The following is an 18,464-nucleotide window of genomic DNA, read 5'->3' as shown; positions in this document are numbered from 1 at the left end:
CAGCCACGGGACAAAGCGTATAGAAAGCCACGACCGCGTCCACCGGTCAGGAGGTCGCTGGAAGGCCATGACACTGAAAAAAACACTTTTGCTCATGTCATCCATGCTGCTCACCGGCTGCATGATGGCGCCAGCCCAGCAAGATCCCCGCTGGACCGATGACGCTTTGGCGGCGCAACCGGCTCATGATGCGCCTGTATTCGTGCCGACACTGCGCCTGTCCGAAGATGAACGCACCGATTTGCTGGTTCAGGAAGCCGATGTGCTCCGTAGCGGCCTCGCTGTCCTGGACGCCGGACAGGCCTTGCGCGGACCGGTTCCTGATTCTGAACGCTATGCTGCTGAACAGCGTGCCCGCACACAACGGCCTCAATAAACACCGATTTACTCCGGATTGCCTGAAGGAAGACTCTCCATGTCCGATGGTTTCGCCCTCGATCGTCTTGTCACTGGTGCGCTGAATGCGGCTGAAATGGCCGCTATCGCCGCCTCCGCCCTCGTGGGACGAGGCGACAAGATCGCCGCTGACCAGGCCGCTGTGGACGCCATGCGCACCGGACTGAATGCGACCGAGATGAAAGGCCGTATCGTCATCGGTGAAGGCGAGCGCGACGAAGCGCCGATGCTCTATATCGGTGAAGAAGTGGGAACGGGCGAGGGGGCTGAGATCGACATCGCTCTGGATCCGCTGGAAGGCACCAGCCTGACCGCAAAAGGCATGGCGAACGCCCTGGCCGTGCTGGCGCTGGCGCCGCGAGGCGGCCTCTTGAATGCGCCTGACACCTATATGGACAAGATCGCCATCGGCGCGGGATATCCTGAAGGCGTCATCGATCTCGACGCCAGCCCGGCGGACAACATCAAAGCGCTGGCGAAAGCCAGGGGCGTCGCCCCATCCGACATGACCGCCTGCGTCCTCGATCGCGAACGTCATGAAGACATAATCGAATCGATCCGCTCCACAGGCGCGCGCGTCAACTTCATCACCGATGGCGATGTGGCGGGCTGCATCAACGCTGCGGACCCGGACGGTGAAGCCGACATTTATATTGGTCGTGGCGGCGCGCCCGAAGGCGTGCTGAGCGCAGCGGCGCTGAAATGCCTGGGCGGCCAGATGCAAGCGCGTCTGTATTTCCGGACGGACGAAGAACGCGAGCGCGCCAAGCGTGTCGGCATCTCTGATCTGGACCGCAAATATGATCTCAACGAGCTGGCGTCTCAGGATTGCCTGTTCATCGCAACGGGCGTCACCCATGGTGAAATGGTCTCAGGCGTCACCTTTGGTCCCGGATATGTCGAGACACAGTCTCTCGTCTTCTCGTCCGCTTCCGGACTGCGCCGCGTCATCACCACTCGGCGCCCGCATCAGTCTTGAGCTCGATGACCGCCGAGCCGCTCTTTGGCGTCCGCCAGTCTCTGGGCGGACGCACCTGGCGGTTGAAAGCGGCTGACGACGCGGCCGTACAAGCCATCGCCCGCGCAACAGGCGTCACTGACGCTCTGGCACGGTTGATGGCGGCACGTGGGCTGACCGCTGACGCCGCCCCGGCCTTCCTCGCACCCAAACTGCGCGACAGTTTTCCCGATCCCACCAGCCTGAAAGGCATGGACGAGGCCGCGTCTCGCATCTGGGACGCCGTCGAGGCGGGTGATCGCATCGCGCTGTTCGCAGATTACGATGTCGATGGCGCCACCTCCGCCGCCCAGCTGGGCGGGTGGCTGCGAGCCTTGGGTTCAGAGCCCATCATTTACGTGCCCGACCGAATTGAAGAGGGCTATGGCCCGAACGCTCCGGCGCTCAAACATCTCAAGGCGCAAGGCGCCCGTCTGGTCATCACGCTTGATTGCGGGGCGGCGTCCGTCGGACCGTTGACGGCGGCGCACAAGATGGATTTGCCGGTTGTGGTGATTGATCACCACCTCATGGAGGGTGAAATTCCACCCGCAGATGCTCTGGTGAACCCCAATCAACCGGGCGATGCGTCTGGCTGCGGGCATCTGGCGGCGGCGGGCGTGACGTTCGTCCTGTTGGCGGCGCTGAACCGGGAAGGCCGCAAACGCGGCGCGTTCAACGACCGTGTCGAGCCCAATATTCTTGAGTATGCCGATCTGGCTGCGCTTGGAACGATTTGTGATGTGGTGCCGCTGACAGGCGTCAACCGCGCGATCGTCACCCAGGGGCTGAAAGTGATGAGCACCTGGTCGCGTCCGGGCATGGCGGCTCTGGCGGCGGCTGCGGGCGTCACAGGGCCTGCCTCGCCCTATCATGCGGGTTTCCTTCTGGGGCCACGCATCAATGCGGGCGGTCGCGTCGGACAATCTGATCTCGGCGCCCGACTGATGATGACATCAGACCCGGCTGAGGCCGCCCATATCGCCCAGACGCTTGATGCGCTTAATGCGGAACGCCGGGCTATTGAATCTGATGTGCTGGACCAGGCGCTGACCCAGGTCGACGCGCAATCCATTACAGATGACACCTCAATCCTCGTCGCGTCAGGCGATCATTGGCATCCCGGCGTCATCGGCATCGTTGCGGGCCGCATCAAGGAACGCTTCAACCGTCCCGCCATCGTCATCGGCATTGATCCTGAAACCGGGCTCGGCAAGGGCTCCGGCCGCTCCTGCGCCGGGGTCAATCTGGGTGGTGCGGTGGCGGCGGCGCGTGAAGCAGGGATTTTGGAGGCAGGCGGCGGTCACGCCATGGCTTGCGGTCTGACGATCCAGGCCTCGCGAATCGATGAACTGACTGAATTCCTGACTGAAACGCTCAAGGATGAATGGGCTCAGGCGGACGAAGCGCGCACCTACCAGGTCGACGCCGTCGTCAGCCCCTCTGCCGTGAGCTTTGAGTTCTGCGAGGCCTTGTCCGCCGCGGCGCCCTATGGCGCGGGCAATCCTGAGCCTCGATTCGCGTTTTCATCCCTGCGGCGCAGTTACGCGCAACGGGTCGGGACCGATCATGTGCGCTTCACGTTTGAATCGCCGGGCGGCGGGCGTCTGACCGGGATCAGCTTTCGAACGGCCGACGGCCCGATGGGGCAGGCGTTGCTGAATGGACCTGACAGCCTTTGGCACGTGGCGGGCAAGTTGAAAGCCGAAGATAATCGCTATGGCCGCAAGGCGGAACTGCATCTGGAAGATCTGGCCAAGGCGGACTGAAACGATCTGCACCGATTGCTGTAAAACCTACACAGACATGCTTGCATGACACCGCCGGGACAGATATATCACCGCCTCCACACCGATGCGGGCCCTTCGTCTATCGGTTAGGACGCCAGGTTTTCAACCTGGAAAGAGGGGTTCGATTCCCCTAGGGCCTGCCATCGGTGTGTAAATCGAAACAGAGTGACCGCCCTCGTGGCGGTTTTTCTTTTTGCGCAGGTAGCTTGGGGCCGAACACCTTCAGCTCTGCACATGGCGAGCGCAGCCTGTAAATGGTTGCTTGCCACACACTATGGGGACCGGTATACGACCGCTCCCGACGCGCTGCGGGCCCTTCGTCTATCGGTTAGGACGCCAGGTTTTCAACCTGGAAAGAGGGGTTCGATTCCCCTAGGGCCTGCCACGCGTCCCGGACTTTTCACCATTTCATCTCTCACAGCTGCATGCCTTGGGCGGGCCAGACTTGCGCACAAGAAAAACGGCGCGCGAGACACTCGCACGCCGCTTTCCAAACCCGTGTGGGCGAGGGCATCAGCCCTTCTTCACGCGCTCCATGGCGGCCGTGATCATCTCGCGGGCGCGCTCGACGCCGTGCCAGCCCTGAACCTTCACCCATTTATTGGGCTCGAGATCCTTGTAGTGCTCAAAAAAGTGCGTGATCCGCGCCAGCTGAGCGCCGTGGACGTCATTAAAGTCTTTGATGTCGTCATAAAACGGGGTCAGCTTGGCGTGCGGGGCGGCGAGGATTTTCTCGTCCTGGCCGCTCTCGTCTTCCATCATCAGCACGCCGATCGGACGGGCGCGCACAACGCAGCCCGGCACCAGTTCGGTCTGGCCCAGAACCATCACGTCGATGGGGTCGCCATCATCGGACAGGGTGTGCGGCATGAAGCCGTAATTGCACGGATAGCGCATCGGGGTGTGAAGGAAGCGGTCGACGAACACCGTGCCTGAGTCTTTGTCCAGCTCGTACTTGACCGGTTGGCCGCCAACGGGAACCTCGATGATGACGTTGATGTCTTCAGGCGGGTTCACGCCAGCGCTGATTTTATCAATGCGCACGTATAGTCCTCCAGCGAAACGCGAATGTTGGCGCGCAAAAAACCGTGTTGAGCGCTCAGCTGCAAGTGATTTGTGCGGTGCAAGACAATTTATGATTTTCAAACCCGCTGCAGGCGCGTTGAGTGATTGCACGCAAAGCCGGGCGGAGCTAGCTTGCCGCCCATGATGATCGGAACTCGCATTCTTGCCCTGGCTGCCGCCGCATTTGTCGGTTTCGGCTCCGCCGGCTGCGCCCTGGCGCAGTCTGTCGACCCCACTGCGCCTGACGCTGTCGTTGAGTATGGCGGACCTGACCCGCTCACCATTGAAGGGGATTTCGGATCCCATACCTTCACGGTGGAAGTGGCTAACACCGACGCGTCCCGTGAGCGCGGCTTGATGCATCGCGACTCCATGGATCCCGATGCGGGCATGCTGTTTGATTTCGGGCGTGAAGATTTCATCTCCATCTGGATGGAGAACACGATCATTCCGCTCGACATTCTCTATGTGCGGGCCAATGGCGAAATCGCCAAGATCGTCACCGGGGCGCAGCCGTTTTCGCGCCGTCCCATGTCGTCGGACTATCGCGTGATCGCCGTGGTGGAGCTGAATGGCGGACGCACGCTGGAACTGGGCATTGAGCCGGGCGACCTGGTGCGTCACCCGCTGTTCGGTAATGTCTCCACCGAAGAAACGGTTATGGCTGCCGATGACACTGCGGAAGAAACAGATCCGCAGCGCTAGGGAGGTTGCGCGAGACGGCGCAGCCGCCTAAACGATTTGCATGTCGGGGCGTAGCGCAGCCTGGTAGCGCATCTGGTTTGGGACCAGAGGGTCGCAAGTTCGAATCTTGCCGCCCCGACCATTATCTTCAGGGCTTTTTAGGAAGCTTTGGGTGAGACAGGACTGTCGACAGCCACGTCTGGACGAGAATCATGTTCGCGAAGATCTACCGCCCGTCAAAAACCGCCATGCAATCAGGCCGCGCCAAGTCTCAGGACTGGGTGCTGGAGTTTGAGCCCGCCATGGCCAAACGTCCCGATCCTTTGATGGGCTGGGCGTCCAGCGGCGACACCCGCCGTCAGATCCATCTTCATTTTGACACCAAGGACGCCGCCGTCTCTTACGCCCAGCGTTACGGCATTGCGTTCCAGGTCCGTGAAGTGCGCGAAACCCCGCGCAAGATCAAATCCTACGCCGCCAATTTCGATGCGGACCGTAAGGAGCCCTGGTCTCACTAGACCGCCTACGACCACATCAGACCGCTCCATCGCCCGCTTTCGCAACGCCGTGTCTTCACAGGATGCGGCGTTCCGTTCTAATGAGGGTGACGGTCAGGCCCCGTAGCTCAACTGGATAGAGCACCGGACTTCTAATCCGACGGTTGTAGGTTCGAGTCCTACCGGGGTCGCCATGGGCTGAAGGCGCGGGGGCAGTCATGACAAACGACAGTGAAGGGCAAGGGCGATTGCGCTTTGCCTTCGATGAAGAGCGCGACATTCTGGAAGTGGTCTACCCGACCTGTGTGGATGTCCCGGCCGTTCGCGAAGCCATGGCTTACATGCAAACGGGTCCGGTATCGAGCCATGGCCGGGCTCTGATCAATCTCACAAAAGTTGAAGAGACCACGCTGACCTCCGCCGACCTTGTGAGCTTCGCCAATCAACGCGCGCGCGATTTCGGCGACAAATCCCGCACGCTCCAGTTCAATGCGTTTTATGGCGTCAAAGACACTGTCCGTGACACGATCGACGCCTGGACGCGGTTCTTTCCTACAGGCGGCGGCGCTGTGGAAATGCGGCTGTTTGAAGCGCGACATGACGCCATCTATTGGCTGATGGGGTGCTCGGCCCGTGGCAAGGGCTAGTGCCCCCCGCCGAAGGCGCCGGTCTTCACTGAATAATCTGTCGCGATCTGATACTCAGGATCATCGTCTGAATCGATCATCAGCTGACCGGCTTTCGCCAGCAGCTGGTGGCAATCGCGAGACAGGTGACGCAGGCGCAGCGCTTTGCCGCTCGCTTCGTATTTCAGCGCCAGATCTTCAATGGCCTGCAGGGCGGATTGGTCGACCACGCGTGAACGCTTGAAGTCCACGATCACCACGTCAGGGTCGTTCTCGATATCAAAGAGTTCGCTGAAATTGTCGGTCGAGGCGAAAAACAGCGGACCATCCAGTTCATAGGTTTTGGCGCCGGGCACCGTATGGCTGTCATGGGCGGAGATGTGCAGACGCTTTGCCGAGCGCCACGCATAGACGAGGGCGGAGACAATCACGCCAGCGACGACCGCCACAGCCAGGTCGTACTGAACGGTCACCACCGTCACCAGTATGATCACCAGCGCATCAGAACGTGGGATCTTGAGCATGATCCGAAGCGAGTTCCAGGCGAACGTGCCGATCACCACCATGAACATCACGCCTGTCAGCGCCGCCAGAGGGATCTGTTCGATCAGCGGCGCTGCGAACAGGATGAAACTCAACAGGAACAAAGCCGCCATGATCGCGGCGAGGCGTGTGCGGGCGCCCGATTGCACATTGATCATGGATTGGCCGATCATGGCGCAACCGCCCATGCCGCCGAAAAAGCCGGTGACGACATTGGCGGCGCCTTGAGCCACACATTCCTGAGACGCGCCGCCACGCTTGCCGGTCATCTCACCTACGAGGTTGAGCGTCAGAAGGCTTTCGATCAGGCCGATGGCGGCCAGAACCAGCGCGTAAGGGAATATGATCTGCAGCGTCTGGAAATTTAAGGGCACAGTCGGGATATGAAAGCTCGGAAGCCCGCCTTGAATGCTGGCGAGGTCGCCTACGCGCGGCGCGTCAAGTCCAAATCCGATCACGATCGCGGCGGTGATGGCGATGCCCGCCAGCGGCGCAGGGATCGCCTTGGTGAATTTGGGCAAAACCCAGATGATCAGCATGGTCAGGCCCGTGAGTCCCAGCATCACCATGAGCGGCATGCCGGTCAGCCAGTCGCCGCCCGCCAGTCCATGTCCCCCGCCGCCATGGTCGGATCCCGGCACCTGGAATTGGCCTAGCTGGGCCAGGAAAATCACAATGGCGAGGCCATTCACAAAGCCCAGCATAACCGGGGTCGGCACCAGCCGAATGAACTTGCCAAGCTTGAAGATGCCTGCGCCCAGCTGGAGCACCCCCATCAGCACGACGGTTGCAAACAGATATTCAACGCCATGCTCGGCCACCAGCGCCACCATGACGACAGCGAGCGCGCCCGTTGCGCCTGAAATCATGCCCGGACGGCCGCCGAACAACGCCGTGATCAAGCCGACGATAAAAGCTGCGTACAGTCCCACCAGGGGATGCACGCCCGCCACAAAGGCAAACGCCACAGCTTCCGGCACCAGCGCCAGCGCCACCGTCAAGCCGGCCAACACCTCTGTTTTCAGGCGATTGGGATTGGTCAGAGACAGGTTTGCGTCCTGCTCGGTCAGCGAAAGACGCTCCACAAGCGCATTAAGAGTGGCTTTGACCATCACGATAGATCCCGGCTGGATGAGACAGTGTTGCGCCTTGGGCTGCAAACAAGCTGCGTGCTCTGACACGGGCCTTGCTGCAACGCAACACTCGCGCCTGATTAATTTTCGCGCATTGAACGGATTTGCCACCGGGTGACACCTGTCACTAACGCGTGATCGAACGCTGCGACAGTGTGTGAACCATAGGCGCCATGGCGCGGGCCACGCCTGGTTTTCGGCGCCCGTGACGGGAAATGGTACACTGCTCGAGCGAATGGCGCACAGGGGACAGACGAATGAACGACGAACGCACAGAGCAATTACACTCTCTCACAATTGAGCGAACCGAAGACACGCAAGCCTCAGGCGGTCCCGGATGGGCGGCGCTGTTGATCGCCATCGTCCTGGCGGGCGGCGGGGGCGCGGGCGCGGCTTGGTACTTGACGTCAAATTCTGAACCTGCACCGGCCGTGGTGGCGCAGAGCCCCGAACCCACTTCCGAGGCAGCGCAATCCACAGCCGCCGCAGAGCCTGTGTCGTCAACGCGCTCAGCTCCCAGCTCCGGCCTTGTAGCGTCAGGCTATGTGGTGGCGCGTCGACAGGCGACGGTCTCAGCCGAAATTACGGGACGCATCCGCGATGTCCTGATCGAGGAAGGCGCCGTGGTCGAAGCGGGCGAGGTGCTGGCTTATCTTGATGATGATCGCGCCCGGATTGATCTGGATCTGTTTGAAGCCCAACAAGCGGCCGCAGCCGAGCGGGCGCAATCGCTCGCCGCGCAAGTGACTGAAGCGCGCACCCAGCTGACCCGAACCGAACAGCTGATCAGTTCAGGTTATGCGACCGATTCACGACGCACCGCCGAACAAGCCCAGGTGGACAGCCTGCAAGCGCAGCTCAGTGCGGCGCGCGCCGATCTCGCCGCCGCCCGCGTGCGCGTCCGCAGTCAGCGTGATTTTGTGGACCGCCACGTGGTGCGTGCGCCGTTTGGCGGCGTTGTAATCGCCAAGAACGCTCAAGTGGGCGAAATCCTGTCGCCTGTCTCCGCCGGCGGCGGCTTCACACGCACCGGCATCGCGACCCTGGTCGATATGGAGAGCCTTGAGCTGGAAGTGGATGTGAACGAGGGCCAGATCCAGCGTGTACGCGCGGGCCAGCGCGTCGAGGCCATTCTGGACGCTTATCCGGACTGGCGCATTCCCGCCCGGGTGGAAGCCATTATTCCCACAGCAGACAGGGCGCGCGCCACCATTCGCGTCCGCGTCGCCCTGGGCGAACGCGATGACCGGGTCCTGCCGGACATGGCCGCCCGCGTGACGTTTCTTGAACAAAACTGAACACCGATCTCAGCACCAGGCGATAGGGACAGACCATGACTGACGTGCTCTACGAACTCACAAATCTCTCCAAACGCTATACGCGCGGCAAGGAAACCGTCGCGATTTTTGAAGACCTGACGATGACCATCAATCGCGGTGATTTCATCGCGATCATGGGACCATCCGGGTCTGGCAAGACAACCTTGCTCAATCTACTCGGCGGCATTGACAAGCCTTCGGGCGGACAAGTGGTCTGCAACGGGCTCAGGATCGACAATCTCAGCCAGGCCAAGCTCGCCAAATGGCGCTCGAGCCATGTGGGCTTCATCTTCCAGTTCTATAATCTGATGCCGACGCTGACCGCGGCCCAGAATGTGGAGCTGCCGCTCTTGCTGACCAATCTGTCGGGCAAGGAACGCAAGCGTCGGGTCCAGACGGCCATGGAAGTGGTCAAGCTGGCCGAACGCGCCAAGCACCGCCCCCGTCAGCTTTCTGGCGGTCAGCAGCAGCGTGTGGCGATCGCACGTGCGCTGGTGGCGGACCCGGATGTGCTGCTCTGTGACGAGCCGACGGGTGATCTTGATCGCACCACGGCCGATGAAATCCTTGAGACGCTTCAGCTTCTCAATTCCGAGCTGGGCAAGACCATTGTCATGGTCACCCATGACCCGGCGGCCGCCAAATACGCCCGACGCGAATTGCATCTCGACAAGGGCCGCTTCGTAGAATCCGGAGCGATGGCATGAATGACCTCACGCTCATCCGCAAATCCCTGTTCAGGAAGAAAACCCGTGCGATCCTTCTGATCCTGTCGATCATGACGGCCTTTCTGATCTTCGGCGCACTGGCGTCCATTGATCGGGTGCTCAACTCTTCTGAAGAGCTGTCGCGGGCTGACCGCCTGGTGACGGTGAACAAGATCAATTTCACCCAGACCATGCCCTTCGCCTATTGGCGCAGGGTTGAGGGTGTGGACGGTGTGCAGGCTGTCACGCACGCCTCCTGGTTTGGCGGCTATTTCCAGGATGTGCGCAACTTCGTGCAATCCTTCGTCGTAGATATGGACAGCTATCTGGTCGTCTATCCTGAGCTGGAACTGCCCGCCGACCAGCGCGCCGCACTGGCTGAACGCCGAGACTGCGTTGCGGTCGGAGCGGATCTCGCCGAACAATATGAGTGGAGTGTCGGAGACCGGTTTCCGCTCAGCTCGAACATCTGGCGGCAGCAAGATGGCTCCAGCGCGTGGGATGTGGAGGTTTGCGCGATCCTGACCACACAAGATCAGGATCTGCCCACCAATTATCTGTTGATGCAGTATGACTATTATAACGAAGCTCTGGCCTTTAATCGTGACCAGATTGGCTGGATGATCATGCTGACGGGCGACCCGGCGATCAATGATGCGGTGTCTCAGCGCATTGACGACATGTTCGCCAACTCTCCGGCTGAAACAGAAACCACCACAGAAGCCGCATTCTCACAGGCGTTTGTCGAACAACTGGGCAATATCGGGTTGATCCTGAGCCTCGTCGTCAGCGCCGCCTTCGCCACCATTTTGATGATCGTCGGCACCACTATGGTGATGGCCATCAATGAGCGGACCAAGGAAGTGGGCGTCATGAAGACGCTGGGCTTCTCATCCTCACGCATTTTCACCCATGTGTTGTCTGAATCGGTTCTGCTGAGCTTGGTCGGCGGTCTGCTGGGACTGGGCCTCGCAGTGCTCTTGCTCAGCGGCATCGCCCAGGTCGCAGGCGGACAATTGCCCGGTCTGGGCGTGTCCAGTGAGACCTGGTTGCAGGCGATTGGCCTGATGATCGCTTTTGGTCTCATCACCGGGTTTGTGCCCGCCCTCAACGCCATGCGTCTTAAAATCGTCGACGCCTTGGGTAAGGAGTAATCGCCATGATCTCGCAAATACTTGCGGTCACCTCGATCAATCTGCGCTCCATCCCACAACGTTGGGGCATGTCGCTGGCGACTATTTTGTCCATCGCGTTGGTGGTGGGCGTCCTTCTGGGTTTTCTCGCCATGGCCAATGGCTTTCGCGCCACGGTCAGCGGAACCGGATCTGAACAAATTGCTGTGCTGTTGCGAGCGGGCTCACAGGCGGAACTCAATTCCGGCTTTGGCCGGGATACGGTGCGCCTGATTGAAACGGCGCCCGGCGTGGCGCGCGATGACGACGGCAACGCCATTCTGTCGGCTGAGCTTTACGTCATCACCGACGCCACCAAGCGTTCAACAGGCAATGACGCCAGCCTGTCCCTGCGGGGGGTCGACGACATGGCGCCGCGCCTGCGTGAAAACTTCCAGATCGTTCAGGGCCGCATGTTCTCTGAAGGCTCGAATGAAATCGTGGTGGGCGAGGGCGTCATTCGGGAATTCTCCGGTTTCGATCTGGATACCACCATTCGCATGGGTCCCAATGAATGGCGCATTGTCGGCATTTTTTCGACCGGCGGCTCGGTGTTTGATTCTGAAATCTGGGCTGATATCGGCACGGTGCAGAATCTCTACAATCGCGGCGCCAGCTATCAGTCGATCCGGGTGGAACTGGACGGTGAGGGCGGTCTTGAAGCGCTGCGTCAATACGTAGAGGACGAGCCGCGGCTCGATCTCGATGTTGAGACGGAGAAAGAATTCTTCGCCCAGTCTGCAGGCGGTCTGTCCAATCTGATCATGTATCTGGGCTGGCCTTTGGCGATCATCATGGCCGTCGGCGCGCTCGCGGGCGCTTGGAACGCCATGTACGCATCGGTGGACTCGCGTATTCGCGAGATCGCAACCTTGCGCACGCTGGGCTTTTCCGGCTTCGCCGCCTTTGTTGGAACGCTGGTGGAGTCGCTGATGCTCGCCTTCATCGGCGGCCTTGTGGGCGCCGTGATCACCTATTTCGTCTTTGACGGCGTCAGCGCGTCGACCCTGGGCGGCAGCTTCACACAAGTGGTGTTCTCGTTCGCCGTAACGCCCGCTGCGGTGGTCAGCGGGGTCATCTTGGCGCTGCTCGTAGGCTTGTTGGGCGGATTCTTCCCGGCCTTGCGCGCCTCACGTGTGCCGCTTCTGGAAGTGCACGGTTAGACGCCTTCAGGGCGGGTCTGGTTCTTAGCGTAAAGCTTGAGCCAGATCCGCCCAAAGGTCGTCCACATCCTCAAGCCCCACAGACAGGCGTAATAACGCGCCTTCGGCGTTCCACGGCACTGCGGTGCGACGGATCTGGCGGTCGCAGGGCAGGATCAGGCTCTCATATCCCCCCCAGCTGAACCCAAGTCGGAAAAGATGCAAGGATTCTGCGATCGCTTCGCCAGCTCGCGCGTCTACGCCATCCAGCACAAATGCGAAGCAGCCTGACGTTCCGTTGAACTGACGGTTGAACACCTCATGATCGGGATGGCTCTCCAGACCCGGATGCAAGACCCGCGAGACCTTGGGGTGCGCTTCAAGCTGACGAGCGATAGCAAGCCCTGACGCGCCGGAACGTTCGATCCGCAAGGACAGCGTGCGCAGTCCGCGCAGGCACAGATAGGCGTCATCTGGGGAGACATGGCCGCCGAACAGAACATGCTTGTCTTTCAGGCGCGCCGCAGCGTTTCCTCGGGCCACAACCGCGCCCATCAGAAAGTCAGAATGACCGCCCATATATTTGGTCAGCGCCTGGGCCGCGTAATCCACTCCCAACTCCAACGGGTTCATCAACAGGCCCGCGCTCCAGGTGTCGTCGATGACGCTGGCGGCGCCGGCGTCTCGGGCTGCCTGCGCGATGGCGGCGATATCCTGAACTTCAAACGTCAAGGATCCCGGCGCTTCCAGCAGCACGACCGCTGTGGGCTGTTCGAGTAATAGCGCAATATCCGCGCCGATACGCGGATCGTAATACACAGGCGTCACGCCATAGCGCGGCAATTCCTCATCACAGAAACGACGCACCGGGCCGTAAGCGGAATCCGTAATCAGCGCCTGCATGCCGGAAGGCTTCTCAGGCAAGGCTGTGCGAAGCGCCAGAATCACGCTCGCCAGACCGGACTGCGCCAGCGCCACATGGTCGCCATCATAAAGCTGAGCAATCGCGTCCCGGAGTTCCGTGTTGGGGCTCAAACCGCCACGCCCATAATGGCGGCGAGGCGGAGTAGGGTTGTAAAGCTCGGCCGTTGAGGGCGCGACCACGGTCGAAGCGCGCTCGATCGGCGGGTTGACCAGATCATCGCTGCGGCGCGGCTGACCGGAATGGATCAGTCGGGTGTCGCGTTTCATGTCGACGCGCTCCCTTCTCTTCGTTACACCTGAGGTATTGTTTTCAGCATGTAAGGCGGTTGGACCGATGACGCCAGCGTCTTTGTTCGACCTGATGGATCCGCGTCGCCTCGCAAAAGGGGCGACGGCGTTTGCATTGGGCTTCGCAGTGTCTCAAAGCGATGTGGCGGCCTCTCGCTCTCACATGGCCGAGATACAAGCGCGCGGCGTGCTCAAATGCGGCGTCGATACAGGCCTGACGGGTTTTGCTGAAACCGATGAAAACGGCGCCTGGAGCGGGTTTGAAGTCGATCTGTGCCGCGCCTACGCCGCTGCGTTTCTCGGCGATCCCGACCGTACTCAGTTTGTGCCGACGACAACGCTCGACCGGTTTCAATCCCTGCGTGATGGCGATGTAGACATCCTGTTGCGTAACACGAGCTGGACACTCTCGCGCGCCTCAACTCAGCAAGTCCGCTTCACCGGTGTTTATTACTATGACGGACAAGGCTTTCTTGCGCCCGCCGATCTGGGGCTCACATCCGCGCAGGAGCTGAGCGGCGCGCGTATCTGCGTGCAGCCGGAAACGACCAGCGCGCTTAATCTCGATGATTATTCAGAACGCTACGGCCTGAATTTCACTACAGTGTCTGTTGAGACCGTCGCAGATGCGCGCATCGCCTATCAGGCTGGAGAATGCGATGCGTTCACCAGTGATGTCTCTCGCCTGGCGGGTTTCAGGCGCAGTTTGACAGAGCCTGACCGACATATGGTCTTGCCAGACGTCATCTCGAAGGAACCCCTGACCCCGGTGGTGAGAGCAGGCGATCCCCGGTTCGAGATGGCGGTGGAATGGGTGCTGATGGCGCTGATCGCGGCCGAAGAATACGGAGTCACCCAGAACCAGCTGTCAGAGCCTGGCCAAATCTCAAACCGACCGGAAGTCCGCAGGCTTCTTGCTGTAGACGAAGATATCGCCCTAAGCCTTGGTGTTGACGAGAACTTTGCCCGGCGCGCTATCGCTGCTGGCGGTCATTACGGCGAACTCTTTGAACGCAATCTGGGAGAGGCGTCCCCGCTTCAGCTGGAGCGGGGACTGAACGCCCAATGGAACCAGGGCGGGCTGTTATATGCGCCACCCGTGCGCTGAACGTGCGGCCTAGTCGAGCCAGGGCGGGATCGGCAGGCCTTTTTCACGCAGGAAGTCGGGGTTGTAGAGCTTGGACTGATAGCGAGAGCCATGATCGCAAAGAATGGTCGTGATGGTGTGTCCCGGACCCATTTTGCGCGCCAGACGCACCGCGCCGGCGATATTCACGCCAGCAGACCCGCCCAGGCACAGACCTTCTTCCATCACGAGATCATAGAGAATAGCCAGCGCTTCCTCATCTGGAATGCGGAAGGCCTCATCAATTTGGGCGCCTTCAAGATTGGCGGTGATGCGGCTTTGCCCGATGCCTTCGGTGATCGAATTGCCTTCCGCTTTCAGCTCGCCATGGGCGTAATAGCCATAAAGCGCGGCGCCGCCGGGGTCCGCCAAAGCGATCTTGATGGCGTCATTTTGGGCTTTCAACGCGTCTGACACGCCCGCAATCGTGCCGCCGGACCCGACGGCGGCGACGAAAGCGTCAACCTTGCCGCCAGTTTGCCGCCAGATCTCAGGGCCTGTTGTCTGGGCATGGGCGCGGCGGTTGGCGGTATTGTCAAACTGGTTCGCCCAGATCGCGCCATTGGGTTCAGTCGCGTTGAGCTCTTCCGCCAGCGTGCCTGAATAGCGGGCATAATGGTTTGGGTTGGCGTAGGGGACCGCATCGACTTCGATCAGTTCAGCGCCCATCAGGCGGATGGCGTCCGCCTTTTCGCGGGACTGCGTGCGCGGAAAGACAATCACCACCTTGTAGCCTAATGCGCGCCCCACCATGGCAAGGCCAATGCCGGTATTGCCCGCCGTGCCTTCGACAATGGTTCCGCCCGGCTTGAGCGCACCGCTAGCTTCCGCTTCGCGGATAATGCCAAGCGCGGCGCGATCTTTCACGGACCCGCCAGGATTGAGGAACTCGGCCTTGCCCAGAATTTCACATCCGGTTTCATCTGAGACCTTGTTCAGACGAAGCAGCGGCGTGTCGCCGATGAGATCAATGACGGTGCGGGCGGGGCGGGGGGTCATGGCGTGCCTCTCTTCAGCGTTCTAGGCGCCAAGTTAGAAGCTGTCTGATGCGGCTGCAATCAAACGGACGCGCCTTAACGCAGGCGTGATCCGTTTTCATCGCGTTTGCGTAAAACAGCATGAATAAATGGAGTAACTGGAATGCACACGCTTGACGCGGCATGGATGGTTGATGTGGCCAGCGGCGCAGCGCCCAAAGCTGTGCAGGTGCTTGCCGCCTGCCACGCAGAAATGAATGCGAGCGCCAGCGCGCTGCTGCATCAGGCCGAGCATGTTATGGGCGGATTGCTTGAAGACACCGAACCGGTCGCCATGAATATTGGCGCGTTTGAGGCTTTGTCTGAAAAGCTGGGCGGCCTTTCCTCTCCCGTCATTCCGCCACGTCCACGTCGGCCTGAGACACTGAATCTGGATCTCCCTGAGACTCTCAAGCGCGTATTGAGCGATCATCCGCATCCTATCTGGATGAACAAGATGGGCGGATTTCAAGAGATGCCGCTTGAGACTTTGGAAGAAGACGGCGTCCATGTGCGCCTTCTCAGCCTCCCTTCCGGACGGGGCGTCGCCGAACACACCCACCAGGCAGAAGAACTGACCTTGGTGTTGCAAGGGGGGTTTAATGATGGACATGCTGATTATCGCGCCGGCGATGTCTGCCATGCCGATCCGTCCCTGACCCATAATCCGCGCGCGCATGCGGATGGCCCTTGCGTCTGTCTGTCTGTTGAAATGGGACGTTTAGAGTTCACCCACCCGGTCATTTCTCTGGCCAGCCGCATGCTAGGCTGGGACCGATCCTGATCCTTATGTCTGGAGTCTTCACTATGTTAAGACTGATCATGACGACCATGAGTGCAGGCGCTGTGTTGTCGAGCCCCGCATGGGGTTTTGCCGATAACGCGCCTTCGATCAACCCAATGCCAAATGCCGGCGAGAGCATCATTTTTGACGTCTATCGCGATGGCGACAAGCGGATGGGTACGCACGCAGTCCATTTCGAACAGGATGGCGGAGATTTGCTGGTCTCCGTCGACATCGAGCTCCGCGCCGGTCTGGGACCGATCACTGTCTTTCGGTATGAGCACCAGTCCACAGAACGCTGGCGTGAAGGCCAGCTGATAGGGCTGAACGCTGAGACCCTCAAAGATGGCGAGACCTATCGTGTCGAGGCTCAGTCGACCCAGGACGGGCTGGATGTGGAAGGCGAAACGCCAGACATGGGCGCGATTTCCCTGGAATTTCCGCTCTCGGTTCTGCCCAGCTCGCACTGGCGCGGCTATCGCACAGGCGAATACGACATCCTGAATACCGAACATGGCAGCGAACTGGATGTGACGGTGGATTATCTGGGCGAAGAAATGCTGGCGGCCGATGGCGCACGCATCACCGCCCATCGTTACCGGCTCTCAAGCGAGCTGACCGTCGACCTCTGGTATGATGAAAACGGCCGTTGGGCCGGCTGTCAGTTTGAAGCGAGGGGCCAGACCATTCGCTATGAACGCCGCGCGGACCCGATGAGGGGCTGATGCCAACCCTCAGACTCGTTCTCGGCGATCAGCTCAGCGCATCCATATCAAGTCTTGCTGATTACGAAGATGGCGACCTAATCTTGATGGCGGAAGTCGCTGAAGAAGCGACATACGTTCCGCATCACGCCAAAAAGATCGCCTTCATCTTCTCCGCCATGCGTCATTTCGCCTCCAGCTTGGAAGGGGGCGGCAAATCCGTGCGCTATGTGAGACTTGATGATCCTGAAAACACCGGCGCTCTCAAATCGGAAGTGAAGCGAGCGCTTCAGACGAAAGCTTTTGATAAAATCGTCTTGACGGCCCCGGGCGAGTATCGCCTGAAGACGGATATGGAGCGCTGGTCTGACGCGTTCGAGTTGCCGGTTCAGATCCGTCGTGATGATCGCTTCATCTGTTCGCTGGACCGGTTTGACGCCTGGGCGGACGGGCGCAAGCGCCTGACCATGGAGTATTTCTATCGCGAGATGCGTCGGGAGACCGGCATCTTGATGGATGGAGACAAGCCCACCGGCGATCAATGGAATTTTGATCAGGATAACCGCAAATCGCTGCCCGCTGATGTGACCCCGCCCGACCGTGCCTGGGTCGAACCCGACGCCATGACCCGGCAAGTGATCGACCTGGTCGGGGAACAGTTTCCTGATCAGTTCGGTGACCTTGAACCATTTGGCTACGCGGTGACCGCTGAAGACGCAGACGCGCAGTTGGATTGGTTTCTAAAAAATGGCCTTCCCAACTTCGGCGATTATCAGGATGCGATGAAGCTGGGTCACGCATTCCTCTTTCACTCAGTGATCGCGCTCTATCTCAATATCGGTCTTCTTGACCCGCTCAAGGTCTGCCGAAAGGCAGAGGCCGCTTATGAGAAGGGCGATGCGCCGCTGAACGCCGTGGAAGGATTCATCCGGCAAATTCTGGGCTGGCGTGAATATGTGCGCGGGATCTATTGGCGGTTCATGCCGGACTATCTTGAGCGCAATGCACTTGAAGCCAAACGGCCTTTGCCGGATTTTTACTGGACGGCCGACACCGACATGGCGTGCGTGCGCGATGTCGTCACCACGACCCGCAAACACGCCTACGCGCATCATATTCAGCGGCTGATGGTGACGGGAAACTTTGCCTTGCTGGCCGGGATTGACCCCAAGGCGGTCAATGACTGGTATCTCGCCGTTTACGCAGATGCGTATGAATGGGTGGAAGCGCCCAATACCCACGGCATGGCGCTTTACGCTGATGACGGCTTGATGGCGACCAAGCCGTACGCCGCATCGGGGAGCTATATCAACAAGATGAGCGATAGCTGCAAATCATGCAGCTATGCCGTGACCAAGAAAAATGGCCCCAAGGCCTGTCCGTTCAACTATCTGTACTGGAACTTCCTGATCGAGAATCGGGAACGCCTGAAGGGCAATCACCGTTTGTCCATGATCTACAAGACGCTGGATCGGATGACGGACGAAAAAACCGATGCCATCGCCGCCGACAGCCAACGGTTTTTCAAACGCATCGGCATCGCCGAGTGAG

18 protein-coding genes and 4 tRNA genes are annotated in these 18,464 nt (G+C 60.1%); 18 read left to right on the top strand and 4 right to left on the bottom strand.

Annotated features, from left to right (window positions below; all coding sequences use genetic code 11):
- Positions 1-67 precede the first annotated feature (67 nt).
- From ACP154_RS12365 to ACP154_RS12345, 5 genes are all read left to right on the top strand, one after another.
- On the top strand, positions 68-376 hold the full coding sequence (locus ACP154_RS12365; protein WP_107713238.1) for a hypothetical protein: 309 nt from the start codon (positions 68-70) through the stop codon (positions 374-376).
- Between the two features lie 39 nt (positions 377-415).
- Complete coding sequence (gene glpX / locus ACP154_RS12360; RefSeq protein ID WP_107713237.1) at positions 416-1,375, top strand: class II fructose-bisphosphatase; 960 nt, start codon at positions 416-418, stop codon at positions 1,373-1,375.
- A 5-nt stretch (positions 1,376-1,380) separates the two neighbouring features.
- Positions 1,381-3,162: a single-stranded-DNA-specific exonuclease RecJ gene (gene recJ / locus ACP154_RS12355; protein ID WP_421861458.1), complete on the top strand. Its 1,782-nt coding sequence runs from the start codon at positions 1,381-1,383 to the stop codon at positions 3,160-3,162.
- 89 nt (positions 3,163-3,251) lie between these two features.
- Positions 3,252-3,326, top strand: a tRNA-Glu gene (locus ACP154_RS12350).
- A 167-nt stretch (positions 3,327-3,493) separates the two neighbouring features.
- Positions 3,494-3,568 (top strand) — tRNA-Glu (locus tag ACP154_RS12345).
- 128 nt (positions 3,569-3,696) lie between these two features.
- Here the strand turns inward: ACP154_RS12345 and ppa are convergent.
- A complete protein-coding gene (gene ppa / locus ACP154_RS12340) occupies positions 3,697-4,227 on the bottom strand; it encodes an inorganic diphosphatase (RefSeq protein WP_107713235.1) in 531 nt (176 codons plus the stop codon).
- 162 nt (positions 4,228-4,389) lie between these two features.
- Between ppa and ACP154_RS12335 the strand changes: the two genes are divergently transcribed.
- From ACP154_RS12335 to ACP154_RS12315, 5 genes are all read left to right on the top strand, one after another.
- Positions 4,390-4,953, top strand: coding sequence for a DUF192 domain-containing protein (locus tag ACP154_RS12335; RefSeq protein WP_421858752.1), 564 nt, complete (start codon positions 4,390-4,392; stop codon positions 4,951-4,953).
- A 44-nt stretch (positions 4,954-4,997) separates the two neighbouring features.
- Positions 4,998-5,074: transfer RNA gene (locus tag ACP154_RS12330), tRNA-Pro, on the top strand.
- Positions 5,075-5,144: 70 nt separating this feature from the next.
- On the top strand, positions 5,145-5,450 hold the full coding sequence (locus ACP154_RS12325; protein WP_107713233.1) for an ETC complex I subunit: 306 nt from the start codon (positions 5,145-5,147) through the stop codon (positions 5,448-5,450).
- 96 nt (positions 5,451-5,546) lie between these two features.
- Positions 5,547-5,623 (top strand) — tRNA-Arg (locus ACP154_RS12320).
- A 24-nt stretch (positions 5,624-5,647) separates the two neighbouring features.
- Entirely contained in the window at positions 5,648-6,076 is a 429-nt protein-coding gene (locus tag ACP154_RS12315) for a hypothetical protein (RefSeq protein WP_421858755.1), read from the top strand.
- Here the strand turns inward: ACP154_RS12315 and ACP154_RS12310 are convergent.
- Complete coding sequence (locus ACP154_RS12310; RefSeq protein WP_421858758.1) at positions 6,073-7,710, bottom strand: SulP family inorganic anion transporter; 1,638 nt, start codon at positions 7,708-7,710, stop codon at positions 6,073-6,075. The genes ACP154_RS12315 and ACP154_RS12310 overlap by 4 nt on opposite strands.
- Positions 7,711-7,988: 278 nt before the next feature.
- Between ACP154_RS12310 and ACP154_RS12305 the strand changes: the two genes are divergently transcribed.
- The 4 genes from ACP154_RS12305 to ACP154_RS12290 are packed head-to-tail and all read left to right on the top strand — an operon-like array spanning position 7,989 to position 12,092.
- Positions 7,989-9,029 (top strand): efflux RND transporter periplasmic adaptor subunit, encoded by a 1,041-nt coding sequence (locus tag ACP154_RS12305; protein WP_421858761.1) that lies wholly within the window; start codon positions 7,989-7,991, stop codon positions 9,027-9,029.
- 35 nt (positions 9,030-9,064) lie between these two features.
- Positions 9,065-9,757, top strand: coding sequence for an ABC transporter ATP-binding protein (locus ACP154_RS12300; RefSeq protein WP_107713229.1), 693 nt, complete (start codon positions 9,065-9,067; stop codon positions 9,755-9,757).
- Positions 9,754-10,911, top strand: coding sequence for an ABC transporter permease (locus ACP154_RS12295; protein ID WP_421858765.1), 1,158 nt, complete (start codon positions 9,754-9,756; stop codon positions 10,909-10,911). The genes ACP154_RS12300 and ACP154_RS12295 overlap by 4 nt, the downstream gene beginning before the upstream one ends.
- Before the next feature lie 5 nt (positions 10,912-10,916).
- Positions 10,917-12,092 carry an ABC transporter permease gene (locus tag ACP154_RS12290; RefSeq protein ID WP_421858768.1) on the top strand — a complete coding sequence of 392 codons (1,176 nt, stop codon included), beginning with the start codon at positions 10,917-10,919 and terminating at the stop codon, positions 12,090-12,092.
- Positions 12,093-12,116: 24 nt separating this feature from the next.
- Here the strand turns inward: ACP154_RS12290 and metC are convergent, their stop codons facing one another.
- Positions 12,117-13,262, bottom strand: a complete 1,146-nt coding sequence (metC, locus tag ACP154_RS12285; RefSeq protein WP_421858770.1) for a cystathionine beta-lyase — start codon at positions 13,260-13,262, stop codon at positions 12,117-12,119.
- Positions 13,263-13,329: 67 nt separating this feature from the next.
- Here metC and ACP154_RS12280 point away from each other — a divergent pair, with 67 nt between their 5' ends.
- Positions 13,330-14,391, top strand: coding sequence for an amino acid ABC transporter substrate-binding protein (locus ACP154_RS12280; protein WP_421858773.1), 1,062 nt, complete (start codon positions 13,330-13,332; stop codon positions 14,389-14,391).
- 9 nt (positions 14,392-14,400) lie between these two features.
- Here the strand turns inward: ACP154_RS12280 and ACP154_RS12275 are convergent, their stop codons facing one another.
- The gene (locus ACP154_RS12275; protein ID WP_107713224.1) at positions 14,401-15,408 is read right to left on the bottom strand and encodes a cysteine synthase A; all 1,008 of its coding nucleotides are present in this window, start codon (positions 15,406-15,408) and stop codon (positions 14,401-14,403) included.
- 141 nt (positions 15,409-15,549) lie between these two features.
- Between ACP154_RS12275 and ACP154_RS12270 the strand changes: the two genes are divergently transcribed.
- Genes ACP154_RS12270 through ACP154_RS12260 form a run of 3 tightly spaced genes read left to right on the top strand, consistent with a single transcriptional unit; the run spans position 15,550 to position 18,463 of the window.
- Positions 15,550-16,209, top strand: coding sequence for a cupin domain-containing protein (locus ACP154_RS12270; RefSeq protein WP_107713223.1), 660 nt, complete (start codon positions 15,550-15,552; stop codon positions 16,207-16,209).
- 38 nt (positions 16,210-16,247) lie between these two features.
- Positions 16,248-16,934, top strand: coding sequence for a DUF6134 family protein (locus ACP154_RS12265; RefSeq protein ID WP_421858775.1), 687 nt, complete (start codon positions 16,248-16,250; stop codon positions 16,932-16,934).
- Positions 16,934-18,463 (top strand): cryptochrome/photolyase family protein, encoded by a 1,530-nt coding sequence (locus ACP154_RS12260; RefSeq protein WP_421858778.1) that lies wholly within the window; start codon positions 16,934-16,936, stop codon positions 18,461-18,463. Before ACP154_RS12265 ends, ACP154_RS12260 begins: the two co-directional genes overlap by 1 nt.
- Position 18,464 lies beyond the last annotated feature (1 nt).

It is taken from the genome of Oceanicaulis sp., assembly GCF_965249665.1.
In the GTDB taxonomy this organism is placed as follows: Bacteria; Pseudomonadota; Alphaproteobacteria; order Caulobacterales; family Maricaulaceae; genus Oceanicaulis.
The sequence above is the reverse complement of the archived record's forward strand: the minus strand, read 5'-3'. Positions and strand labels throughout refer to the sequence as shown.

What these genes read in the sequence shown, in the direction of transcription:
- ACP154_RS12365 (WP_107713238.1), top strand. Translation starts at nt 68, where the DNA reads ATGACACTGAAAAAAACACTTTTGCTCATGTCATCCATGCTGCTCACC.
- glpX (WP_107713237.1), top strand. Translation starts at nt 416, where the DNA reads ATGTCCGATGGTTTCGCCCTCGATCGTCTTGTCACTGGTGCGCTGAAT.
- recJ (WP_421861458.1), top strand. Translation starts at nt 1,381, where the DNA reads ATGACCGCCGAGCCGCTCTTTGGCGTCCGCCAGTCTCTGGGCGGACGC.
- ACP154_RS12335 (WP_421858752.1), top strand. Translation starts at nt 4,390, where the DNA reads ATGATGATCGGAACTCGCATTCTTGCCCTGGCTGCCGCCGCATTTGTC.
- ACP154_RS12325 (WP_107713233.1), top strand. Translation starts at nt 5,145, where the DNA reads ATGTTCGCGAAGATCTACCGCCCGTCAAAAACCGCCATGCAATCAGGC.
- ACP154_RS12315 (WP_421858755.1), top strand. Translation starts at nt 5,648, where the DNA reads ATGACAAACGACAGTGAAGGGCAAGGGCGATTGCGCTTTGCCTTCGAT.
- ACP154_RS12310 (WP_421858758.1), bottom strand. Translation starts at nt 7,710, where the DNA reads ATGGTCAAAGCCACTCTTAATGCGCTTGTGGAGCGTCTTTCGCTGACC.
- ACP154_RS12305 (WP_421858761.1), top strand. Translation starts at nt 7,989, where the DNA reads ATGAACGACGAACGCACAGAGCAATTACACTCTCTCACAATTGAGCGA.
- ACP154_RS12300 (WP_107713229.1), top strand. Translation starts at nt 9,065, where the DNA reads ATGACTGACGTGCTCTACGAACTCACAAATCTCTCCAAACGCTATACG.
- ACP154_RS12295 (WP_421858765.1), top strand. Translation starts at nt 9,754, where the DNA reads ATGAATGACCTCACGCTCATCCGCAAATCCCTGTTCAGGAAGAAAACC.
- ACP154_RS12290 (WP_421858768.1), top strand. Translation starts at nt 10,917, where the DNA reads ATGATCTCGCAAATACTTGCGGTCACCTCGATCAATCTGCGCTCCATC.
- metC (WP_421858770.1), bottom strand. Translation starts at nt 13,262, where the DNA reads ATGAAACGCGACACCCGACTGATCCATTCCGGTCAGCCGCGCCGCAGC.
- ACP154_RS12280 (WP_421858773.1), top strand. Translation starts at nt 13,330, where the DNA reads ATGACGCCAGCGTCTTTGTTCGACCTGATGGATCCGCGTCGCCTCGCA.
- ACP154_RS12275 (WP_107713224.1), bottom strand. Translation starts at nt 15,408, where the DNA reads ATGACCCCCCGCCCCGCCCGCACCGTCATTGATCTCATCGGCGACACG.
- ACP154_RS12270 (WP_107713223.1), top strand. Translation starts at nt 15,550, where the DNA reads ATGCACACGCTTGACGCGGCATGGATGGTTGATGTGGCCAGCGGCGCA.
- ACP154_RS12265 (WP_421858775.1), top strand. Translation starts at nt 16,248, where the DNA reads ATGACGACCATGAGTGCAGGCGCTGTGTTGTCGAGCCCCGCATGGGGT.
- ACP154_RS12260 (WP_421858778.1), top strand. Translation starts at nt 16,934, where the DNA reads ATGCCAACCCTCAGACTCGTTCTCGGCGATCAGCTCAGCGCATCCATA.